Here is a 20,796-nt window from a genome sequence, read left to right as displayed (position 1 = left end):
GCTTTTCAGCTTATATTTAATTCATTCATAGTTAATCTTGAATAAAGATGACAGAAAATTAATTGCTTCTTCTTTAAATAGATAATATGGATATATCTATTTTATTTAACTACAAATGTCTATTTCTGCTTTGTATAGTTGCTTTTAGCATGACCTGTACGAGGGGTGTGTCCCGCCATAAGAATATTTATTGCTAAGACTAGGGGTTATTTTTATTTCACAGGATTTTACCCTGTCTATATTGTTGGGGCTGATTCATCTGACATCACAACACATAATAACAGGAAGGTTTTATGACCTATGGATATTCTTTAGCGCGACGCGCCCTGCGCTTGACGATCGCTTTGCTTGCCATGGGCCTGTTTAGCCAGGCGCTGGCCGAGGGGCAACCCCTCAAGCAGCTGAATATCGGTTTCCAAAAAGCCAATATTCTCGCGTTGCTTAAAGCCCGCGGTACGCTGGACGAGGCGCTTAAAAAGCAAGGTATCGCCACCCATTGGACCGAGTTTACCGCCGGTCCGCAAATGCTCGAGGGCCTAAACGTCGGCAGTATCGATCTGGCCGCCACCGGCGATGCCCCGCCGGCTTTCGCCCAGGCGGCCAAGGCCGATTTGATTTATCTGGCGCACAATATTCCCAATCCGAAAACCGAAGCGATCCTGCTGCCGAAAGATTCAGCGGTGCGGAGCGTGGCGGATCTTAAAGGCAAGCGGGTGGCGCTGAATAAAGGCTCCGATGTGAATTATTTGCTGGTCGAAGCGCTGAAAAAGGCCGGCTTGGCCTATAGCGATATTACGCCGGTTTACCTGACGCCCAGCGATGCGCGGGCGGCATTCCAACGCGGCAGCGTTGATGCCTGGGTGATTTGGGACCCGTTTTACGCCGAGGTTGAAACCAACGCCGGCGCGCGCCGGCTCCAGGATGCCGAGGGCATAGTGCCACACTACACATTCTATCTCGCCAGCCGGCGGTTTGCCGAAGACCATCCCGATATCGCCAAACTGGTCGTCGAACAGCTGGCCCAATTGAGTACCTGGGCCAACGATCATCATGACGAGGTGGCGCAAACCCTGTCCAAAAGTACCGGTCTGCCGCAGCCGATATGGCTGCGGGCGCTGGCGCGGATGCCTTTTGGCACCGAACGCATGACTGACGATGTATTCCGCCAGCAGCAGACGCTGGCGGATACCTTTACCGGCATCGGCCTGATCCCAACGAAAATCGACGTCAACCAGGCGCGCTGGTCGCAGGATAAAAATACTCACGCCGGCCAATAAGCGGGGGAAGGAACCTATAAACGGGAGCGGGATTTTAATCGAGTTCCGCCCATGGGCCCGCGTCGCCGTGGACCAGGCGTCTTGCCATACGCCGGGGGCGTCGACGACCTGTCCCGGATGTTATCCGTTAGGGATTGTCAGGGCAGCCCTACCGTGGTGCGAACGAAAATCGCTTTGGGGATCTGTCCCGAATGTTATCTATTGGGGAGGGTCAAGGCAGCCATACCGCATTGCGAACGAAAATAGCCTTGGGGATCAGGCCCAGCGCGTAGAACCTGTCGGCGATTTTTTGCTGCTCGCGGATAACGCGGGCATCAATGGCGCGCGTTTCGTGGCTGCAGCGCGACAGCGCGACTTCCAGGGAGGCGGGGGGCAGTCCCAGCTCAATGGATAAATACTGCGCCGCTTCTCCCGGCGACGCGGCAATATACCGGCCGGTTTGCTGCAATAATTGGATTATCTGCTGCACGATATCACCAGATTGTTCCGCAAATTGCCGGCGTGCCAAATAGAATTGCTGATTAAGCACCAGATGCGTGCCGTCGGCCACCACCCGCATATTTCCTGAACCCTGGGCATCGCTTAATAACGGATCCCACATCATCCAGGCGTCCACCGACGTAATATCGGTTTGGGTAAGCGGATATTTAGGCGGGGCATAGACAATGCGCACATCGTCCATTGACAGCCCATGCTCTTCCAGTATTTGAATCAACAGGTAATGGACATTTGAACCTTTATTTACCGCAATACGTTTTCCTTTCAAATCCGTGCCGCCGCGGATAGGGCTGTCAGCGGGCACCACCATCGCCACGCTCTGGGGCGCCGGGGGTTCATAGGCGATATAGACCAGCGATGAACCCTGTGCCTGGGCAAAGATTGGCGGGACTTCTCCGGTGGTGCCGAAGTCAATTTCATCGCTGGCCAGGGCATGCAATAATTGTGGCCCCGCGGGGAATTCGCTCCAGAGCACGTTGACGTCCTGGGCCGCGAAAAGCTGTTCAAGGCTCTGGCGCGCCTTCAGGATCCCCAGGTTGCCGTACTTCTGGTAACCGATGCGAATCTCCCGGTCGGGGGGCGGGGCGGCGGTAGTAACGCCCCGGACGGCTAGCGATGTTTCTTTGCGCCGTGGTTTGACCAGACCGATATGCGCCAGATGGGTGCGCAGTGAGTTACGGCTGATACCCAGCAGGGCGGCGGTCTGGATTTGGTTGCCACCGTTAAGCTCCAGGGCGCTTTTCACCAGCGTCGTCACCAGGCGATCGAACAGCCGGGCCGGTTCTTTACGCAGCTGCCGGCGAATGAACTGTTCCAAATCGCGATCGTGGCCGCTATCTATGTTGTTGTGGCTGATGTGCTCATTGAGCCTCAGCTGTTGCGGCATGATAAGCGCGCCCTTGCTGAGCAGCACCGCGTTATGCAGGGTGTTTTCCAGTTCGCGCACGTTGCCTGGCCAGGGATGGGCCAGCAGCATTTGCAGAGTTTCCGGCGCCAGCCGAGGTTCGGGACGGCCCAAACGCCGGGCATACAGCCGCAGGAAATGACCGGCCAGCACCGGGATATCCTCCGGACGCCGGCGCAGCGGCGGCAGGGTTACGGCCGCGACATTCAGCCGATAGTACAAATCTTCGCGAAACTGCCGTTCACGAATGGCATTGGCCAGGTCCACATGCGTGGCGGCGATGACCCGCACATCGATTTTAATGGGTTTGCGTGAACCGACGCGGGTTATCTCGCGCTCTTGCAGTACGCGCAGCAGTTTAACCTGCAAGGGCAGGCTCAACTCACCGATTTCATCCAACAGCAATGTACCGCCCCCGGCCGCCTCGAACCATCCCTGATGGCCGCTCACCGCGCCGGTGAACGCCCCTTTTTCATGGCCGAACAATTCCGACTCCGCCAGGCTTTCGGTCAGCGCGCCGCAGTTGACCGCCAGAAAAGGCCGATGGCTACGCAGGCTATGGTGATGCAGGTAACGAGCCACCACCTCTTTACCGGTCCCGGTTTCGCCGACGATAAGCACGGTTGCCTCCGTCGGCGCGAGGCGATCAAGCACGCTTTGCAGCGCTTGCGACGCCGGGTCGATAAGGTCGGGGGCGGCGGGAGAAAACGCGGGTTGCGGATGCGGCATAAGACGGCTCCAGGTCATTTGGCTGAACAGGAAATCAATTCGCCACTACATGGTTGCTGGCCGAAAAAGCTTATCTCAAGGCACCCGGCGGGGCGAGGCATTTCCCCGACCCCGCTGCTGCCAATGCAGCAATCTTCGACCCCGTCGTGTTGCATAGGCAGCAGCGGGGGGGGGAAAGCCATCACCTCAAAAGGTTGATATATATCAAAAAAAACACATCCCAACTTTGGCATGCCTTGTGCTATCTCTTTTATAACCAAAGGCTAATCGGCTTTCGATAAATTACGAATATAGTTATATAGGGATTGCATAATGAGCCAGCCAAGCAGCGATGAAATAAACGTATTCTGGTTTTTGCCCACTCACGGCGACGGACGCTACCTGGGCACCACCGAGGGCGGCAGGCCGGTGGATTTAGCTTATCTCCAGCAGGTGGCGCTGGCGGCGGACAACCTGGGTTATTACGGCGTACTGATCCCCACCGGCAAAAGCTGCGAGGATTCATGGCTTATCGCCGCCGCCCTGGCGCCCATTACCCGCCGCCTTCGTTATCTGGTGGCGGTGCGTCCGGGCCTGCAACCGCCAAGCCTCGCGGCACGGATGACGGCGACGCTCGATCGCCTCTCCGAGGGGCGATTGCTGATTAACGTGGTGACCGGCGGCGATCCGGTGGAAAACAAAGGCGACGGGATCTTTCTGAGCCACGCCGAGCGTTATGAGGTGACCCATGAATTCCTGACGGTTTACCAGCGTCTGCTGAAGGGCGAAAAGGTGGATTTCAACGGTAAACATATTCATGTCGAAGGCGCTGAATTGTTATTCCCGCCGGTTCAGCCCGACGGTCCGGCGCTGTTTTTCGGCGGCTCCTCCCCCGAGGCGATTGAGGTGGCGGCCGGACAGATTGATACCTACCTGACCTGGGGCGAACCGGTCGGGCAGGTAGCGGAAAAGCTGGCCGAGGTGCGCCGGCGCGCCGAACAGCGGGGGCGCACCTTGAACTATGGCATTCGGCTGCATGTTATCGTGCGGGAAACGGAGCAGGAGGCCTGGGCCGCCGCCGACCGGCTTATCAGCCATCTGGACGATGACACCATTGCCGGCGCGCAGAAAATTTTCGCCCGCATGGACTCCACCGGTCAGCAGCGCATGAGCGCTTTGCACGGCGGATCGCGCGACGACCTGCGCATCGGTCCCAATCTCTGGGCTGGCGTCGGCCTGGTGCGCGGCGGGGCGGGCACCGCGCTGGTGGGCAGTCCGCAGCAGGTGGCCGAACGCATCCGCGAGTACCAGGCGCTGGGGATTAAAAATTTCGTACTGTCAGGGTATCCCCATTTGGAAGAGGCGCATCGTTTCGCCGAACTGGTCATGCCGCTGCTGCCCCTGGCACCGCACGCGCTTCATGACGTGCGCGGCGTCAACACCGGCCCCTTCGGCGAAACCATCGGTGGGGACAAACGTCCCGGCAAGACCGGCAAGGGTTCATGATGGCCGTCCATCCGCATATCGTTATTATCGGCGGCGGTTTTACCGGCACCGCGCTGGCTATCCATCTGGGACGCCAGGGACGGCTGGCCGGGGATGTCACTGTTATCGAACCGCGCGCTATGTTGGGCTGCGGCGTGGCATATTCTACCCGTGATCCGGCCCATCGCATCAATGTGCCGGCGGATAAAATGCAGCTTTCCGCCGCCGAGGAGGGGGATTTTGACCGATGGTGCCGCGCCGGTGATGAGCTGACGCGGGATCCCGAGGCACTGTGGCGTGACGGCAGCCTTTATCCGCAGCGCGGCGCGTTTGGCCGCTACATCGCCGAGCGCTTTAGCGAAACCGCCGCCGCCAGCCGCCTTAACCTGCATCACCTGCGCGATCGGGCCATAAGCCTGCAACCAGTGCCCGGGGGAGCGATTGTCACCACCGCCGGCGGCGTGCGGATCCATGCCGACGCCATGGTACTGGCCATAAGTCATCCGCCGCCGGCGCTGCCATCGCAGATTTCACAGGCGGTGGGACAACATCCGGCATTGATCGCCAATCCCTGGCAGGACAATGCGCTGGCGGCGATAGGAACCTGGGATGAGCTGGTGATTATCGGCACTGGATTGACCATGGCCGATGTGGCGGCCTCGCTGCAATTGCGCGGACATCGCGGCCGAATTACCGCCTTTTCGCGCCGCGGCCTGCTGCCGCGTCCCAATGTCACCGGCGACTATCCGTCCTGGCCGGTTGAGCCGCCCCTTGCCGCCCCTGAAACCGTGCGCCGCTGGCTGCGCCGGATACGTCGGACCGTCGTTGCCGCCGCTGATGCCGGAGTCCCCTGGCAAAAGGTCATCGACGACGTGCGCGCCAACGGGCAGACGCTCTGGCAGCGATTGCCGCCGGTGGAACAGCGGCGGTTCTTACGCCATCTGCGCCCCTATTGGGATGTCCATCGGTATCGCATCGCGCCGCAGGTCAGCGCCTTGCTGCGGCAACGGCGTGATAACGGCACGTTGCGCGTGCTGGCCGCCCGGCTGGACAAAATTGCTGGCGGCGAAAAGGACCTTACCTTGCAATTGGCCCTTCGGCAGGGCGGCGCCGAGCGCGTGGCGGCCCAGAAGGTCATCATTTCCACCGGGCCGGCCCACGGGTCGCTGATCAATAGCCTTCCGCTGCTGCGCGCGCTGGCCGGACAGGGCCTTATTGTTGCGGATCCCCTGGGGCTGGGGCTGTGGGTGAACGCAGACAGCCAGGCCATCGGCAGCGACGGCCTGGCCGACCCGCGCCTGCTGGTGGCGGGGCCGGCGGCGCGTGGTCGTTTTGGCGAACTGATCGGCTTGCCGCAGGTGGCGGAACATGCCCAGGCCCTTGCCACCCAGCTGCTTGCCCTGTTGACCTCACCCGCCCTCGACGGGCGATGTCCCCTTTCCCGGCGTTAGTTTTGGCAGTTAAAACCCGGGCCTGCTTTTTGGCTATCCGATAATAATGACCCCGCCGGCCCTGCCTGGACGAGGGGATTGCAACCCTGGAGAATATAATAGTATGCCATCGCAACGAGAAATTCGCCTGAACGCGTTTGATATGAACTGTGTCGGCCACCAGTCGCCGGGTTTATGGGCCCACCCCCGCGACCGCTCCTGGCAATACAAAGACCTGGAGTATTGGGTCGATTTGGCGCGCCTGCTGGAGCGGGGAAAATTCGACGGCCTGTTTATCGCCGATGTGCTGGGCGTCTATGACGTGCTGAACGGCAACGGCGATGCGGCTATACGCCAGGCCGCCCAGGTGCCGGTCAACGATCCGCTGGCATTGATCACGCCCATGGCGCTGGTCACCGAACACCTGGGCTTCGGCCTGACGGCTTCGCTCTCGTTCGAGCATCCTTATCCATTTGCGCGTCGGCTGTCGACGCTGGATCATTTGACCAAGGGACGCATCGGCTGGAATATCGTGACGTCATATTTGGAGAGCGGCGCGCGCAATATCGGCCAGCGGGCGCAAACCGACCATGATGCCCGCTATGACTATGCCGACGAATATCTGCAGGTGATTTATAAGCTGCTGGAGGGGAGTTGGGAAGAGGGCGCCGTGCTGCGCGACCGCGAGCGGCGCATCTTCAGCGATCCGGCTAAAATCCATCCCATCAACCACCAGGGAACGTTCTTCCAGGTACCGGGAATCCACCTGTGCGAGCCTTCGCCGCAGCGCACGCCGGTGCTGTACCAAGCGGGTGCGTCCAGCCGGGGTAAACAGTTTGCCGCCGAACACGCCGAATGCGTGTTTATCGCCGCTCCCTCTAAAGTATTACTGAAGAAAACCGTGGCGGATATTCGCCGCCGCGCCGCCGAAGCCGGCCGCGATCCCCGGGGCATCCTGATTTTCAATCTACAGACCGCCATCGTTGACCAAACCGACCGGCAGGCGCAGGCGAAGTGGAATGAGTATAAATCCTATGTCAGTTATGAGGGCGCTCTGGCGCTGATTTCCGGCTGGACCGGCATTGATTTTGGCCAATATCAACCAGAGCAAGTGCTAAAACACCTGCATACCAATGCCATTCAGTCCGCGGTGGAAACCTTCTCCACCGCCGATCCGCACCGGCAATGGACGGTACAGGGGCTGGCGGACTGGGTAGGCATCGGGGGGTTCGGCCCCCTGCTGGTGGGCAGCGGGCAGACGGTGGCGGACGAATTGCAGTCCTGGGTCGAGGAAACCGATGTCGACGGTTTTAATCTGGCCTATGCCGTGACGCACGAGAGCTTTAGCGATGTGGTGGAGCATCTGATCCCGGAACTGCAAAAGCGCGGGGTCTACAAGCGCGACTACGCCGCCGGCACGCTGCGGGAAAAACTGTTCCGGCAGGGTCCACGCCTGTATGCCCCTCATCCGGCGGCGGGCTATCGTCACACCGGTCCCGTAGCGGCCGCGGATGGCCTCGCTGCCGACAGGCAGGGGGACGGACGCCATGGTTGAAATACTACTGCCCGCTCGTAGCGGTATCAGAATTCCATATACCGAATATGATACGGGTTAGGACTGTTTCGCCTGGAAGTTAATTATATCACCCAACCGCAGCCGTAGATAAATACGGCGGCGGTAATATTACCTTCGTTTTTAAAATACGTGACGGCTTTTATTTTTTACCCAAATGTAGTTTGCGTATTTAATAATGTTTTTTCATCATTTGTTTTAATAAAAATGTTTTTTTATAACGGGTGTCTATTAGCAATATAGTGAGGATATTATGAGTGCGATAAATATAGATGATCTTTCCCCCGAAGCGGCGTTTCCATCGTCGCCGGTAGGCTCGGTCAGCGATGTGGCGCGGCTGATTAATACCCGCAGCGATAATAGCAGCTATGCGCGCATGATTGTATTTCTGGCGCTGGGCGGGGTATTTCTCGATGCCTACGATCTTACCACCCTTTCTTAGGGTATAGATGATGTGGTGAGGGATTTCAGCCTGACGCCGGCCCTGACCGGGCTGGTTACCTCATCCATTATGATCGGCACCATCATCGGCAATCTGGTGGGCGGTTGGCTTACCGACCGGTATGGCCGCTATTCGATTTTCATGGCCGATATGCTGTTTTTCGTAGTCTCGGCCATCGCCGCGGGACTGGCGCCGAACGTCTGGGTATTAATCGGCGCGCGTTTCCTGATGGGGATCGGTGTCGGCATTGATTTGCCGGTGGCCATGGCCTACCTGGCCGAATTTTCGAAATTCGCCGGCAAGGGCAATAAAGCGGCCCGGCTTGCCGCCTGGTGCCCAATGTGGTACGCCGCCTCATCGGTATGCTTTTTTATTATTTTCGGCTTCTATTTCCTGCTGCCGAAAGAGCATATCGATTGGCTATGGCGCGCGTCGTTATTGTTTGGCGCGGTGCCGGCGCTGTTGATTATCGCCGTGCGCCGCAAGTTTATGAATGAATCACCGCTGTGGGCCGCCAATCAGGGCGACTTGACGGGCGCGGTACGCATCCTGCGGGATTCTTATGGTATTCAGGCCCATGAGGTGGCGGCGGAAACGCCGGCGCACAAGGCGATAAAACCGGCCAGGGTCAGCTTTCGGATACTGTTTGAAAAGCCCTATCGTGAACGGACCATCGTTGCCGGAGTGATGAATGTCTGCATTTCTTTTGAATACACCGCGATTGCCTTCTTCCTGCCGTCTATCCTGGCGCAGTTCCTTGGGGCCGGGGTATTCGAAACCATTTCGGCGTCCCTGGGACTCAACGCGCTGTTTGCCTTTACCGGCGGTCTGCTCGGTATGCGTTTGGCCTGGAAATACCCGTCGCGCCATGTGGCGATCGCCGGTTTTGCCCTGCAGTTCATCGCGCTGATTGCATTGGCCCTGATTGGTCATCCGCAGGCAACGGTCGGCATCGTTTTTGCGATATTGATGCTCGGGCTATGGCTGTTTGCCGAAGGCTTCGGCCCCGGCGCGCAGCTGATGATCTATCCGGCGCTCTCTTATCCCACCTCAATACGCGCCACCGGCGTCGGTTTTAGCCGCTCGCTTTCCGGTATCGGCAGCGCGTTGGCGCTGTTTATCCTGCCCATCCTCAAGGCCGGTCTCGGCACCGATATGTTCTGGGTTGTGTCCCTGTGCGCCATTTTGCCGATTATTTTCCTGCTGGCGGTGCGCCATGAGCCCACCCGTCAGGACATTGACGACCACGACGAGGTTACGGAGGCACCATGACAGATAAGCATTTGATTTCCACGGGAACGGATTACGCGCAGCTTGCCGCGCGGTTCAGACCCATCTTCAGCAAAATCGCCGCGGGCGCTATCGACCGCGAAAGCACGCGTTCGTTGCCCACGGAACCGATTCGCTGGCTGAAGGAGGCGGGGTTCGGCACGCTGCGCATCCCTAAAGAACAGGGCGGTTATGGGGCCTCACTGCCACAGCTGTTTCAGTTATTGATTGAGCTGGCGGAGGCGGATTCCAATCTGCCGCAGGCATTGCGGGCGCATATAGCCTTTGTGGAAGACCGGCTGAACGCGCCTGATTCCCCTGAACGCGAACAGTGGTTTCGTCGTTTTATCGACGGAGACATCGTCGGCAGCGGCTGGACGGAGATCGGCGAGGTAAAACTCGGTGAAGTGAAGACCAAGGTCACGCCGTCTGAACAAGGCTGGCGGCTGGACGGGGAGAAGTTCTACAGCACCGGCGCGCTGTTTGCCGACTGGATTGACGTATTCGCGCAGCGTTCGGACACCGGAGGCAGTGTGATTGCCCTGGTGGGCACCCACCAGGCGGGGGTACTGCGGGAAGATGATTGGGATGGCTTCGGCCAGCGTACTACCGGCAGCGGCACCACCCGTTTTCATCATGCGCAGGTGGCGCCGGAACATGTTTATGATTTTGCCGACCGCTTTCGCTACCAAACCGCGTTTTATCAACATGTGCTGCTGGCGACGCTGGCGGGTATCGGCCGGGCCGTACAGCGCGATGTGGCGCAGGGCGTACGCAGCCGCCGTCGCATCTACAGCCACGGCAACGCGGATTTTGCCCGCGATGATGCGCAGATTCAGCAGGTGGTCGGGCAAATAGGCGCCTGGGCCTTTGCGGTGGAGGCCACCGTATTGCGCGCCGCCGACTCCTTGCAGCAGGCTTATGAGGCGCATTTCAGCGGCGACGGGCAGCAAGAGCGCCAGGCCAATATCCTGGCGGAAGTCGATGCCGACAAGGCCCAGGTTATCGCCACGCAGTGGGTGCAGCGTGCCGCCGGCGAGCTGTTCAACGCGCTGGGTGCGTCGGATACGCGGGCGGCAAAGGCGCTGGACAGGCATTGGCGCAATGCGCGCACCCTGTCATCCCATAATCCGGTGATCTATAAAGCGCGTATCGTGGGGGACTATCTGATTAACGGGCATGAGCCGACCTTTATCTGGCAAATCGGCAACGGACCGGATAAACCCGTACCGGCTTAGCCGCCGGTATCACTCCAGGACGACCAAATACCAGAAGGTGCGCCGGGCCGGGGAGATGAGTAGCGCAATATCCCCATCGCCGTACCGCCGGAAGGAAAACTTATTTTATTTTTCGCTAAGGATATATTTTTCTAACACCGTAGTAGCAAAAAAAATACATTATGTATCACCGATAAGTCATTATTTCTACATAATAGTGTTTCACTGCATTTTAATTTACGGGCGTTATTCGTTTCTTGGCGATTTTCCCCATGACGGTGCATGGGTAGGCAGTATAAGGTATTTTCCGGCAAAGCATAGCCTAAAAAAATCGTTGCCCATAATCGCTATCGCTTTATAAATTAGGCAGTACTAATTATTCAAGCAATGGCGGTTTTTGGGCCGATAGTTATTACCGAAGCGTTTAACGATGGATAAATTTGTCAGAATAAATTTCTGAGGAATAGTACGCCCGTTTGTGGCCGGTAATAGAGGTAAAAAAACAAAGGGGTATTTCCGGGTATGGACGAAGTGGGTTTGAAGAGAAAGATTATACGCGAAGCCAAAAAGCTTGGCGCGGAGCTGGTGGGGTTTGCACCGGTCTCACGCTGGAGCGAGGCGAATGAACTGCAACCGCAGTATTGGCCGCAAGCTATCTGGAGCAAAACCCAAACCGTTATCGTGCTGGGTGTTCCCATGCTGCTGCCGATTGTGGAAAGCACGCCATCCATCAACCATACAGTATTGTACGACACGACGAACACCCTGCTGGACCAGATGGGCTACCGGCTGGCCGTATACCTGAATAATCTGGGCCACGCCTCCATTTTTATGCCGCGCGATGGCTATGGCAGCCTGGATATTTTATTGAAAAAGATGCCGGCCTGCTTTAGCCAGGTCTACGCGGGTAAATATGCGGGCCTGGGCACCATTGGTTATAGCCACAATCTGCTGAATCCGAAGTACGGGCCGCGGGCCCGTTATGTCTCGGTGCTGACCTCGGTGGAAGTGAAAGGCGATGCGCTGGTGGAAGGCGAGCTGTGCAAGAAAGGCTGCACGGTCTGCTCCCAGCTTTGTCCGGCGCAGGCAATGAGCGAGCGGCCGGGCTCGCGGATTTGCGAGCTGGACGCTATTAAATGCACGCAGTTTCACCAGGTATTGCAGTCGGAGAATCGTTGGCCTTGCGGCGTGTGCGCCAAGGTGTGTCCGGTGGGAGAAGACCGCAAGCTTTATGGCAGCCTGAGCATTCGCCTGTATCAGAAAGAGCGGGCGGCGATCGAAAAAGATCCGTCCCACCCGGATTACAAGCATTTGGTTCATATGCGCGTGCATGGCTCAGGGGGCGACCGGAAATACTGATTCTTCCAGATATCCAACGACTCTGATAACAGGCGTTAAAAATGGAATGCAGCTCTCGTTGAGCCCGGTTAACGTGCGTTGAAAACGAGATATGACCATACACTCGAATTTATACCCTCAATATGTCGAGTTGCAGGAAAGCCACCCTATCTGCAACGTGAAGTATGACGGGTATTTTCATTGACGATTTAAGGGAGAACACAGTGAAGGTACGTTCACGAGCCGTTATGGTAGCGATTCTTATGACTATGGGTTTGAGTTCGCTTACCGCTTGCAAAAAGGAAGCCGAAACAAAGCCGCAAGTTATCAAGCTGGATTACGCCTATTACAACCCGGTGAGCTTGGTGTTGAAAGACAAGCATTTCCTGGAGGACTCACTCGCTAAAGACGGTATTTCCGTGGAGTGGACACTGAGCCAGGGAAGCAACAAAAGTCTGGAACTGCTGAACAGCAAGAGCGTTGATTTCGGATCCACCGCCGGCGTGGCGGCCTTTATTGGGAAATCAAACGGCAACCCCATCAAAACCATTTATGTCTATTCGCGCCCGGAGTGGACGGCGCTGGTGGTGCGCAAGGACAGCCCGATTACCAAGGTGGAAGACTTGAAGGGCAAAAAAGTGGCCGTCACGCGCGGTACCGATCCTTATGTGTTCCTGCTGCGCTCCCTCGACCAGGTCGGCCTGACGGAAAAGGATATCGAACTGGTGCCGTTGCAGCACCCCGATGGCAAGAACGCACTGGAACGCGGCGACGTGGACGCATGGGCGGGACTCGATCCGCTGATGGCGCAAGCGGAAGTGGAGAATGGATCCAGGCTGTTCCATCGCGACGTGGCGCTCAACAGCTATGGCGTGCTGAACGTGCGCGAGGCGTTTGCCAAGGAGTATCCGGCCTATGTCGCCCGGGTATTGGCGGCCTATGAGAAGGCGCGGTTATGGGCGATACAAAATCCGGCGGAGTTTCGCGCGCTGTTCGTGCGGGACGCGAAAATCAGCGATGCGATTGCCGCTAAAGTGCTGGAACGGACAGACCTAGGCAGTTCGACGCTGGGGGATGAGCAAAAGAAAGTGATTGCCGCCAGCGGCGACGTACTGAAGAAGAGCGGCGTTATCAGCGGTTCAACCGATGTGAATGCCACGGTTAACGATCTTATCGATCCGCAGTATGTTCATCAAGTCATCGCAGCCAAATAGGAAACCCTATGAGTACCGTAGAGCAAAACCAGGCCGTGACGCGGCTTCCGGCATTACGCGAACAGACAACGCATCCGGTCCGCCGGAAAAAACAGCCCCGCGGTAATCAATTCGTCGGCCTGATTGTCCCGGCCGCCGGACTGGTGCTGTGGGAGGCGCTGGCCCGTGCGGGCGTGCTGCCGCCGAATACCTTGCCGGCGCCTACGGTGGTTGGGCAAACTATTTTGGACCTGGGCCTGAGCGGGGATCTGTGGCGGCATACGGCGATTACGCTATGGCGCATTATCACCGGCTTTCTGCTGGGGGCGGCGGTGGGCACGCTGCTGGGGGGGCTTACAGGATACGTCGCGCCGGCCCGCCGGTTGCTGGATCCGTTGCTGCAATCGTTACGCAACATCCCCTCCATGGCGTGGGTGCCGCTGTTTTTGCTGTGGCTCGGCATCGATGAATCATCGAAGATCGGGCTTATCTCCCTGGGAGCATTTTTTCCGGTCTATCTGAATCTTTCCAGCGGAATGCGCCAGGTGGACCCGAAACTGTTGGAGGTCGGCAAAATTTACCGGCTGAGCGGGTTGCAGATGATCCGGCGGGTGATTTTGCCGGCGGTGCTGCCGGAATACATCGTCGGGCTGCGCAGCGGGTTGGGGCTGGCATGGATGTTTGTGGTGGCGGCCGAAATGATGGGTGCCAGCCGCGGACTTGGCTTTTTGATGATCGACGGGCAGATGACCGGACGCGCGTCGGTGATTCTGGCCAGCGTGATTCTGTTTGCCATACTGGGGAAAATATCGGATTTCCTGCTGGAAATGGCCGGGCGCAGGCTGCTGAGTTACAAAACCCGGTGATGGGCATCGGCGTGGAGAATAGCATGGGCAATGTAGGTAACGGTGCGTTTGACATCCAGAGCCTGCCCCTGGAAATCCGTGGGGTGACCAAGGAGTTTGGGGCGTTCGGTCCGGACGAGGGCGGATTGCTGGCATTGGATGACATCAACCTGCACATTACGCCGGGAGAGTTCACCTGCGTGGTGGGGGGCAGCGGATGCGGCAAGACCACCTTGCTGCGCATCATTGCCGGACTGGAGCGCGGATACCGCGGTAACGTGACGCTGGGGGAGAACCCCATTGCCGGACCGGGGCGGGACCGCGGACTGGTGTTCCAGGAGCATCGGCTGCTGCCCTGGCTAACGGTGGCGAAGAATGTGGAGTTCGGCATCCGCGATCTGCCCGCGAATGAACGCAGCGCGCTGGTTGCGCACTATATTGACCTCGTCGGACTGCCGGGCTTCGAGCAAAGTTATCCCCATCAGCTCTCGGGGGGGATGGCGCAGCGGGTGGCCATCGCCCGCGCGCTGGCGAGCCGTCCGCAACTGCTGTTGCTGGACGAGCCGTTCGGCGCGCTGGACGCGCTAACCAGGATCCGCATGCAGCAGGAGCTGTTGCGGATCTGGCAGACGCAGCGCACCACCATGATCCTGGTGACCCACGATATCGACGAAGCCCTTTTCCTGGCCGACCGCATTGTCATCATGTCGCCGCGGCCGGGGACCATCAAGCGCATTGTTTCAGTGGATTTACCGCGGCCCAGAGACCGCGCCGGCGCACATCTCACGGCGCTGCGCCAGAGTATCTACCGCGAGTTCTTCAGCCGGGATAGTGCGCCGGAGAGCCTTTAAGGGATGAGGGTTATGCCATTGCGGTAATCCTGAAGGGGGAGCGGTGTATGCGCATACGCTCGGGATTGCACGGGCGTTTGACTGGGACTGACGGTGTCCGGGATTGTACCGGGCGGTTATGTGCCGGCGTGCTCCGGGTCCGCGTGGACGCCGAGGTGGGAGAGCAATCCGGTCTTTAAGCCATCCAGATTCAGGCTCGGCAATTTATGGTGTGCGATGCCACGGCTGCAAAACAGGTGGAGTTCGCAGTTCAAAATTGCGTGGCGAAGTTTGGCGGCTTTGAGGGTGCTTATTCCCGCGCGGGATATCTGGCTAAACCTCTATGGGAATCATAACGTCTTGCCTGTCGCATAAATACTGATTTTGTGAGTCATATAAACGCTGGAAAAATACTGCAATAGTCACTCAGGTCATGATTTGCAGTTCGATCGCGTGCTTATCGATAATTGACCAGACTTCAACGATCCGGTAGCTCCTCACCTCATAGAATACATTTTCCGCGAATGAAACGCGCCGGCCATCGATATTCAACCCTAAAAAATCGCCTTTGGGCGAGCAGTCAAACGCCAGCCTCGCGGCAATAAAAGGCGGCTCGCATATTAAGTGATCGATGACAAAGTGAAGATCGGGGATGTCCTGGAAGTCTTTTACCAGCATCGCACGATAACCCGCTAACTTTAGCGGTCGGCCATTGTGATGGACATCCTCGGCGACGTATTGCGAAAGCGCACCCCAATCCTGCTTATTTAGGCAGTCTATATAGGCGTGATAAAACGCGTGCAAAGTCATGTTCGTTTTTCCCCAAAACGGTTCTGAATCTAAAGTTTAATTCGTGGATGGAGGCTGCACAAATGTTAATGCGCGCTATGCAGTATAGGTAGGAACCCCGTTAGGACTGGGGACCTGTCAACGTTACTGACTACTCTTTAGTCAGAAATATCCGGTTATTTACCGACGGGTAAGCGGCATCTTTGCAATAAAAAATTCAACCGCAAGGAGCGGAGTTTCAAAGAAGGCGTGGAATTCTAAACTGATCGCTCTCTTTAACAAAGTGAGTGACGCGCCATGAAAACTCGTTCCTTTTCGACATTCAAATACAATTACCGTGCTCCAGGCAGCCCGGTGGAAGGTCCTATTCGCTTCGCCGCCGGTCAGACGATGCTGGGCAGCGTTCTCATTGGCCGGAGCCAGCGCGGTATTTGCTCGATCTTTCTTGGCGAAGATGTGCAAGCGCTACGTGATCAACTCGGCGAGGCGTTCCCGGCAATCGAACTGCAAGCTGATCAACCGTTGCTTCAGCACGAAGTCAATCAGATCGTCGCCTTTATCGACCAGGACGTGACCGAGGGCGTGATCAACCTCGACATCGGCGGGACCGCGTTCGAGCAGAAGGTTTGGCGGGTACTGTGCAGTATACCCACAGGGCAGACGCGCAGCTACAGCGAGGTGGCGCGAAATCTCGGCGCGCCGGAAGCCGTTCGGGCCGTAGCGGGCGCGTGCGCAGCCAATGTATTGGCCATCGCCATTCCCTGCCATCGCGTAGTGCGCAGCGATGGTTCAATCTCCGGCTATCGCTGGGGTATTGAGCGCAAACGTGCGCTGTTGGCCGAAGAATCGGCCGAGGAGTCGGCTGTATGAAGGCCGCGTCGAGTCAAAGCAGCGCCATGCAGCCCGCGGCGACATACGACTGGGCGGGTATGGAGCGTTCGCTCGATACCCACGGAAATGCCATACTGCCCGGATTGCTGACAGCGAAGCAGTGCGATGTACTTGCTTCGCGCTATGCCCGGGATGGGGGTTACCGCGCACGAATCGTTATGGCTCGCCACGGGTTCGGGCGCGGCGAATACCAGTACTTCTCGTACCCGTTGCCACCGCTGATCCTCGAATACGGTGAAGGCGACTCCAACTGTCTTCACCAGGATCTCTACGGTGAGCATGTCTTTCCGTTGCAGGTGGCTATTCTGTTGTCGGAGCCCGACAGGGATTTCGCCGGTGGCGAATTCGTCATGACGGAGCTTTCAACCAAGGGCCAACGAGCTGATGTGGTCGCGCTGCGCCAAGGTGACGCGGTGGTATTTGCGGTCAATCAACGGCCTGCCGTGGGCTTGCGAGGCGTGCGCAGGGTGGCCATGCGGCACGGCTTAAGCCGCATTCGCAGCGGCAAGCGCCACACCGTGGGCCTTATCTTCCACGATGCCAAGTGAGACGAACATGGAAAGAGGGACGCGTCTCCCGTTACACCAGGACAAGAACGAACAGATTACGCGGCACCCATCGTTTCGGTTTCACTGGGCATGAGCGCCAGGTTTCTTTTTGGTGGTCATGAGCGCTTCGACCCAACAATCAAAGTGTCTTTGTCGCACGGTGACGTAATGGTGTGGGGCGGCGTCGATCGGCTGCGCTATCATGGCGTGATGCCGCTTAAGGACAAAGATCATTCGTTGCTAGGAAGCCAACGCATCAATTTCACGTTTCGCAAGGCGGGATGATTTTCGGAATTCGACCGCAAACAACGGAGTTTTTTACTTTCGATTCATCCAATAAGGAATACATCATGAAAATGTTCCTGAGTCATGTGGCGTCGCCGTTGGGGTCGATGCTGCTCGTCACTGATGCGCAGCAAATCGTGCGCGCACTCGATTTCGAAGACTACAAGGCTCGCCTGCATCGCGGCTTGCGTGAACACTATGGCGACGTTGAGTTGATGGAGATTCCGGCACCCACCGAGATAGTCTGGGCTCTTGATCGCTATTTCGCGGGGGAACTGGAGGCACTGGACGTGCTGAGGACAAAGACCAATGGTACAGAGTTGCAACGTCGGGTCTGGGCCGCATTGCGTCGTATCCCGACGGCGACAACCACCACCTACGGCAGGCTGGCCAAGGAGCTGGGCTTTGACGACCCGCGGGCCGCCATCGACGTGGGGGCGGCCAATGGCGCCACGCGAACCCAATTGCCATCATCGTACCGTGCCATCGAGTTATCGCCGGTAATGGCGATACGCATGGGGCTTACATCGCAAGCGCTGGCTGCTCGAACATGAGCGGGCAATGGCGCCTGAGTCCGAAGAGCCGCATACCACCATGCTGCCGGGATTTTGACCTTGACGGGAACCATTGCCGCAGACCTATCGCAACGTGCGTACCGGCGGGCCATCAAGTTTCTATCCAATCTGGACGAGGCTTGGCGCCCTTGGCGCACAGTGGCTGCCTGGTATTTGTGGCGACTATCCAGCCGATGAAATTCATTCGCAAGAATCAGAGTTCTTGCGAATGAAGTCCCGCCTATACTGGCGCAGTGATTAACGAATTCAGGATTACCGCCATGAAAACGACGACTCCTTACGACACGGACAATGCTCGCTGGGAAGCAGTCCGAACGCGGGATGCAGCCGCCGACGGACACTTCATTTATGCCGTGCGTACCACTGGCGTGTACTGCCACCCCAGTTCCACGGCGCGGCTACCGAAGCGCAAGAATGTGGAGTTCTTCGATTCGGTCGAGGCGGCTGAAGCGGCGGGCTATCGATCGAGCCGCCGCGCGCACGGCGACCATACCAGTGCCGCGTCAGAGCGCGCCGCGCTGGTAGCGCGCGCCTGCCGGCTGATCGAAACCTCGGAGACGCCGCCCCAACTCGACGTTCTGGCCGCCGAGGTCGAGTTGAGTCCGTTTCATTTTCATCGTTTGTTCAAAGCTGAAACGGGCCTGACGCCCAAGGCCTATTGCTCGGCCTACCGCGCCCGCAAGCTGCGCGAGGAGTTGAGCGTCCCAAAAGCCTCTATCACGAACGCCATCTATGATGCCGGCTTCAATTCCAACAGCCGCTTCTATGAAACATCCGAGCAACTATTGGGCATGCGCGCCCGGGACTACCGGGCGGGCGGTGTAGGAGCGGTCATCCGTTTCGCGGTGGGACAATGTTCACTAGGCGCCATTCTGGTCGCGCAGAGTCAGATCGGTATTTGCGCCATTCTGTTGGACGATGACCCGGACGCTCTGGTGCGCGGTCTGCAGGACCAGTTTCCCAAGGCGCAGCTCATTGGTTGTGACGGTGAGTTCGAGCAATTGGTGGCCCAGGTTGTAGGTTTCATCGAAGCGCCGGAAATCGGCCTGAATCTTCCGCTGGATGTGCAGGGCACGGCCTTCCAGGAGCGTGTCTGGCTGGCGCTGCGTGAAATTCCCCCGGGCACAACCGCGAGCTACACGGAGGTAGCCGAGCGCATCGGGTCGCCAAAAGCGGTGCGTGCCGTCGCGCAGGCCTGCGGCGCGAACCACCTGGCCGTGGCTATTCCCTGCCATCGCGTGGTACGGCGCAATGGCGACATTGCCGGCTATCGCTGGGGCGTGGATCGCAAGCGCGAACTGCTGCGCCGCGAAGCCAAGAGCTGAGGATAATCTTCAAATGACCGCATGCTACACGAATATTGAACGATTGGATTGGGTTGGCATTTCCACGCAACTGGACATCGAAGGTTACACCGTGTTGCCGCGGGTACGGCACGCGAACTTGAGCGGTTCAACCACTGCTTGAAGACCAGCTTTGTCGTTCCCCTGGCGGTGACGCTAAACCATCCGGCACCGACAGCTGATTAATCATATAGCCCGGTATTTGAATGACGCCACAAGCTGATGGCGAAGTGCAACGTCTTTGTAAATTCAAACGTCAGCGCTAAACCCTGTGGCCGCTTCCGCAGCACGGCGCAACTGGGCCGGTACAGAGATTCCTTGGTGGTCCACGCGAGGGGTGTAAGGATTTTCCAGCCTCTTCGCCTCATCTTCAGTCAAAGTGATGGAGAGCGCCGCTATCGCGTCATCAATATGCTTGGTTTGGAGCGCCCCTACAATCGGTGCGGCGACTACGCGATTGCGGCGGAGCCATGCAAGCGCTATCTGTGCCTGGTTTACGCCGCGTTCCGCCGCGATAGCGCCGACTACTTCTACGATTTTCTGATCGCTTGCCGCTGTGATCGAGTTTTGCTCGGCGCCCGTCGGTTCGGTTTTTGACCGCTCGGTGGTTTGGCCCCATGGGCGGGCAAGACGGCCGCGCGCAAGCGGGCTGTAGACCATGGTTTGCACGCCTTGATCAGCGCAAAGCGGCAGCATTTCTCGCTCTTCCTCCCGAGCGAGCAAGTTGTAATTGTCCTGCATGGAGATGAAACGCGCCCAACCGTTTTTTTCCTGCAAATGCAGCGCCTTACTGAACTCCCAGCCCATCATCGAAGAGGCCCCGATGTACCGCACCTTGCCCATCTTCACCAAGTCATGCAGCGCCTCAAGTGTTTCTTCCCAAGGCGTCAGTTGATCGCGACGATGAATTTGATACAAATCTATATAATCTGTCCCCAACCGGCGCAGGCTGTGATCCACCTCAGTCATTATCGCCTTACGTGACAAGCCGAGAGCATTGGGACCATTACGCGTGGGCGCGGACAGCTTGGTGGCGATGACCATCGCGTCACGGTTAGCGAAATCCTTTAGGGCCCTGCCCAGGAATTCCTCGCTTGATCCTGTCGAATACATATTGGCAGTGTCGAAAAAATTGATGCCTGCTTCGACAGCATGCCGTATCAGGACGCGGCTTGCGTCTTCGCAGAGGGACCATGCCGGATGCCCCTGTGCCGGGTGGCCGAAACCCATACAGCCGATGCAGATGGGGGATACGTCCAAACCAGAATTGCCGAGTTTTTTGTATTGCATGATTGTGTGCCTTCCGTTGAAAATGAGAGTGCTCTCCGTTTTTAGCGGAGATGTCTCCGTTTAGTC

Annotated in this window: 18 protein-coding genes and 1 pseudogene; 16 read left to right on the top strand and 3 right to left on the bottom strand. The window is 57.8% G+C overall.

The annotated features are described in order from the left end of the window. The first annotated feature begins 293 nt into the window (after positions 1-293). Positions 294-1,277 carry a sulfonate ABC transporter substrate-binding protein gene (locus ACL2XO_RS17350; RefSeq protein ID WP_203523202.1) on the top strand — a complete coding sequence of 328 codons (984 nt, stop codon included), beginning with the start codon at positions 294-296 and terminating at the stop codon, positions 1,275-1,277. A 211-nt stretch (positions 1,278-1,488) separates the two neighbouring features. Here the strand turns inward: ACL2XO_RS17350 and ACL2XO_RS17345 are convergent, their stop codons facing one another. Then, positions 1,489-3,408 carry an aliphatic sulfonate ABC transporter substrate-binding protein gene (locus tag ACL2XO_RS17345; protein ID WP_413741133.1) on the bottom strand — a complete coding sequence of 640 codons (1,920 nt, stop codon included), beginning with the start codon at positions 3,406-3,408 and terminating at the stop codon, positions 1,489-1,491. A 312-nt stretch (positions 3,409-3,720) separates the two neighbouring features. On the opposite strand from ACL2XO_RS17345, the gene ssuD reads away from it, so the two are divergent. The 9 genes and pseudogenes from ssuD to ACL2XO_RS17300 all read left to right on the top strand — a co-directional run bounded on the left by ssuD (position 3,721) and on the right by ACL2XO_RS17300 (position 15,030). Continuing rightward, the gene (gene ssuD, locus ACL2XO_RS17340) at positions 3,721-4,893 is read left to right on the top strand and encodes an FMNH2-dependent alkanesulfonate monooxygenase (protein ID WP_413741132.1); all 1,173 of its coding nucleotides are present in this window, start codon (positions 3,721-3,723) and stop codon (positions 4,891-4,893) included. After that, positions 4,893-6,323 carry an FAD/NAD(P)-binding protein gene (locus ACL2XO_RS17335; RefSeq protein WP_413743080.1) on the top strand — a complete coding sequence of 477 codons (1,431 nt, stop codon included), beginning with the start codon at positions 4,893-4,895 and terminating at the stop codon, positions 6,321-6,323. The genes ssuD and ACL2XO_RS17335 overlap by 1 nt, the downstream gene beginning before the upstream one ends. Positions 6,324-6,426: 103 nt before the next feature. Beyond that, positions 6,427-7,857 (top strand): LLM class flavin-dependent oxidoreductase, encoded by a 1,431-nt coding sequence (locus tag ACL2XO_RS17330; RefSeq protein ID WP_413741131.1) that lies wholly within the window; start codon positions 6,427-6,429, stop codon positions 7,855-7,857. A 271-nt stretch (positions 7,858-8,128) separates the two neighbouring features. Beyond that, positions 8,129-9,589, top strand: a pseudogene (locus tag ACL2XO_RS17325) (MFS transporter). Continuing rightward, positions 9,586-10,824, top strand: a complete 1,239-nt coding sequence (locus ACL2XO_RS17320; protein ID WP_413741130.1) for an acyl-CoA dehydrogenase family protein — start codon at positions 9,586-9,588, stop codon at positions 10,822-10,824. The pseudogene ACL2XO_RS17325 and the gene ACL2XO_RS17320 overlap by 4 nt, the downstream one beginning before the upstream one ends. Positions 10,825-11,325: 501 nt before the next feature. Beyond that, a complete protein-coding gene (locus tag ACL2XO_RS17315; protein WP_413741129.1) occupies positions 11,326-12,162 on the top strand; it encodes a hypothetical protein in 837 nt (278 codons plus the stop codon). Between the two features lie 227 nt (positions 12,163-12,389). Next, positions 12,390-13,355: an aliphatic sulfonate ABC transporter substrate-binding protein gene (locus tag ACL2XO_RS17310; RefSeq protein ID WP_203523196.1), complete on the top strand. Its 966-nt coding sequence runs from the start codon at positions 12,390-12,392 to the stop codon at positions 13,353-13,355. 8 nt (positions 13,356-13,363) lie between these two features. Next, the gene (locus tag ACL2XO_RS17305; RefSeq protein ID WP_413741128.1) at positions 13,364-14,200 is read left to right on the top strand and encodes an ABC transporter permease; all 837 of its coding nucleotides are present in this window, start codon (positions 13,364-13,366) and stop codon (positions 14,198-14,200) included. 23 nt (positions 14,201-14,223) lie between these two features. Further along, entirely contained in the window at positions 14,224-15,030 is an 807-nt protein-coding gene (locus tag ACL2XO_RS17300) for an ABC transporter ATP-binding protein (RefSeq protein ID WP_413741127.1), read from the top strand. A 405-nt stretch (positions 15,031-15,435) separates the two neighbouring features. On the opposite strand, the gene ACL2XO_RS17295 is transcribed toward ACL2XO_RS17300, so the two are convergent. After that, on the bottom strand, positions 15,436-15,819 hold the full coding sequence (locus ACL2XO_RS17295; RefSeq protein WP_413741126.1) for an ester cyclase: 384 nt from the start codon (positions 15,817-15,819) through the stop codon (positions 15,436-15,438). A gap of 276 nt (positions 15,820-16,095) precedes the next feature. Between ACL2XO_RS17295 and ACL2XO_RS17290 the strand changes: the two genes are divergently transcribed. The 6 genes from ACL2XO_RS17290 to ada all read left to right on the top strand — a co-directional run bounded on the left by ACL2XO_RS17290 (position 16,096) and on the right by ada (position 19,422). Continuing rightward, the gene (locus ACL2XO_RS17290) at positions 16,096-16,668 is read left to right on the top strand and encodes a methylated-DNA--[protein]-cysteine S-methyltransferase (protein WP_413741125.1); all 573 of its coding nucleotides are present in this window, start codon (positions 16,096-16,098) and stop codon (positions 16,666-16,668) included. Continuing rightward, positions 16,665-17,237: a 2OG-Fe(II) oxygenase gene (locus ACL2XO_RS17285; protein ID WP_413741124.1), complete on the top strand. Its 573-nt coding sequence runs from the start codon at positions 16,665-16,667 to the stop codon at positions 17,235-17,237. Before ACL2XO_RS17290 ends, ACL2XO_RS17285 begins: the two co-directional genes overlap by 4 nt. A gap of 90 nt (positions 17,238-17,327) precedes the next feature. Beyond that, a complete protein-coding gene (locus tag ACL2XO_RS17280; protein WP_413741123.1) occupies positions 17,328-17,522 on the top strand; it encodes an alpha-ketoglutarate-dependent dioxygenase AlkB in 195 nt (64 codons plus the stop codon). 65 nt (positions 17,523-17,587) lie between these two features. Further along, positions 17,588-18,076 (top strand): methylated-DNA--[protein]-cysteine S-methyltransferase, encoded by a 489-nt coding sequence (locus ACL2XO_RS17275; protein ID WP_413741122.1) that lies wholly within the window; start codon positions 17,588-17,590, stop codon positions 18,074-18,076. Beyond that, positions 17,986-18,309, top strand: coding sequence for a hypothetical protein (locus ACL2XO_RS17270; protein WP_413743079.1), 324 nt, complete (start codon positions 17,986-17,988; stop codon positions 18,307-18,309). The genes ACL2XO_RS17275 and ACL2XO_RS17270 overlap by 91 nt, the downstream gene beginning before the upstream one ends. Before the next feature lie 48 nt (positions 18,310-18,357). Then, the gene (gene ada, locus ACL2XO_RS17265) at positions 18,358-19,422 is read left to right on the top strand and encodes a bifunctional DNA-binding transcriptional regulator/O6-methylguanine-DNA methyltransferase Ada (protein WP_413741121.1); all 1,065 of its coding nucleotides are present in this window, start codon (positions 18,358-18,360) and stop codon (positions 19,420-19,422) included. A 267-nt stretch (positions 19,423-19,689) separates the two neighbouring features. Here the strand turns inward: ada and ACL2XO_RS17260 are convergent, their stop codons facing one another. Then, entirely contained in the window at positions 19,690-20,730 is a 1,041-nt protein-coding gene (locus ACL2XO_RS17260; RefSeq protein ID WP_413741120.1) for an aldo/keto reductase, read from the bottom strand. Positions 20,731-20,796 lie beyond the last annotated feature (66 nt).

The sequence above is a fragment of the Sodalis sp. RH15 genome (genome assembly GCF_047324255.1).
Taxonomy (GTDB): Bacteria; Pseudomonadota; Gammaproteobacteria; order Enterobacterales; family Enterobacteriaceae; genus Acerihabitans; species Acerihabitans ligni.
This window is presented reverse-complemented; position numbering and strand designations above follow the sequence as displayed.

What these genes read in the sequence shown, in the direction of transcription:
- ACL2XO_RS17310 (WP_203523196.1), top strand. Translation starts at nt 12,390, where the DNA reads ATGGTAGCGATTCTTATGACTATGGGTTTGAGTTCGCTTACCGCTTGC.
- ACL2XO_RS17320 (WP_413741130.1), top strand. Translation starts at nt 9,586, where the DNA reads ATGACAGATAAGCATTTGATTTCCACGGGAACGGATTACGCGCAGCTT.
- ACL2XO_RS17285 (WP_413741124.1), top strand. Translation starts at nt 16,665, where the DNA reads ATGAAGGCCGCGTCGAGTCAAAGCAGCGCCATGCAGCCCGCGGCGACA.
- ACL2XO_RS17315 (WP_413741129.1), top strand. Translation starts at nt 11,326, where the DNA reads ATGGACGAAGTGGGTTTGAAGAGAAAGATTATACGCGAAGCCAAAAAG.
- ACL2XO_RS17305 (WP_413741128.1), top strand. Translation starts at nt 13,364, where the DNA reads ATGAGTACCGTAGAGCAAAACCAGGCCGTGACGCGGCTTCCGGCATTA.
- ACL2XO_RS17260 (WP_413741120.1), bottom strand. Translation starts at nt 20,730, where the DNA reads ATGCAATACAAAAAACTCGGCAATTCTGGTTTGGACGTATCCCCCATC.
- ACL2XO_RS17300 (WP_413741127.1), top strand. Translation starts at nt 14,224, where the DNA reads ATGGGCAATGTAGGTAACGGTGCGTTTGACATCCAGAGCCTGCCCCTG.
- ssuD (WP_413741132.1), top strand. Translation starts at nt 3,721, where the DNA reads ATGAGCCAGCCAAGCAGCGATGAAATAAACGTATTCTGGTTTTTGCCC.
- ACL2XO_RS17345 (WP_413741133.1), bottom strand. Translation starts at nt 3,408, where the DNA reads ATGCCGCATCCGCAACCCGCGTTTTCTCCCGCCGCCCCCGACCTTATC.
- ACL2XO_RS17290 (WP_413741125.1), top strand. Translation starts at nt 16,096, where the DNA reads ATGAAAACTCGTTCCTTTTCGACATTCAAATACAATTACCGTGCTCCA.
- ACL2XO_RS17275 (WP_413741122.1), top strand. Translation starts at nt 17,588, where the DNA reads ATGAAAATGTTCCTGAGTCATGTGGCGTCGCCGTTGGGGTCGATGCTG.
- ada (WP_413741121.1), top strand. Translation starts at nt 18,358, where the DNA reads ATGAAAACGACGACTCCTTACGACACGGACAATGCTCGCTGGGAAGCA.
- ACL2XO_RS17335 (WP_413743080.1), top strand. Translation starts at nt 4,893, where the DNA reads ATGGCCGTCCATCCGCATATCGTTATTATCGGCGGCGGTTTTACCGGC.
- ACL2XO_RS17280 (WP_413741123.1), top strand. Translation starts at nt 17,328, where the DNA reads ATGAGCGCCAGGTTTCTTTTTGGTGGTCATGAGCGCTTCGACCCAACA.
- ACL2XO_RS17330 (WP_413741131.1), top strand. Translation starts at nt 6,427, where the DNA reads ATGCCATCGCAACGAGAAATTCGCCTGAACGCGTTTGATATGAACTGT.
- ACL2XO_RS17350 (WP_203523202.1), top strand. Translation starts at nt 294, where the DNA reads ATGACCTATGGATATTCTTTAGCGCGACGCGCCCTGCGCTTGACGATC.
- ACL2XO_RS17295 (WP_413741126.1), bottom strand. Translation starts at nt 15,819, where the DNA reads ATGACTTTGCACGCGTTTTATCACGCCTATATAGACTGCCTAAATAAG.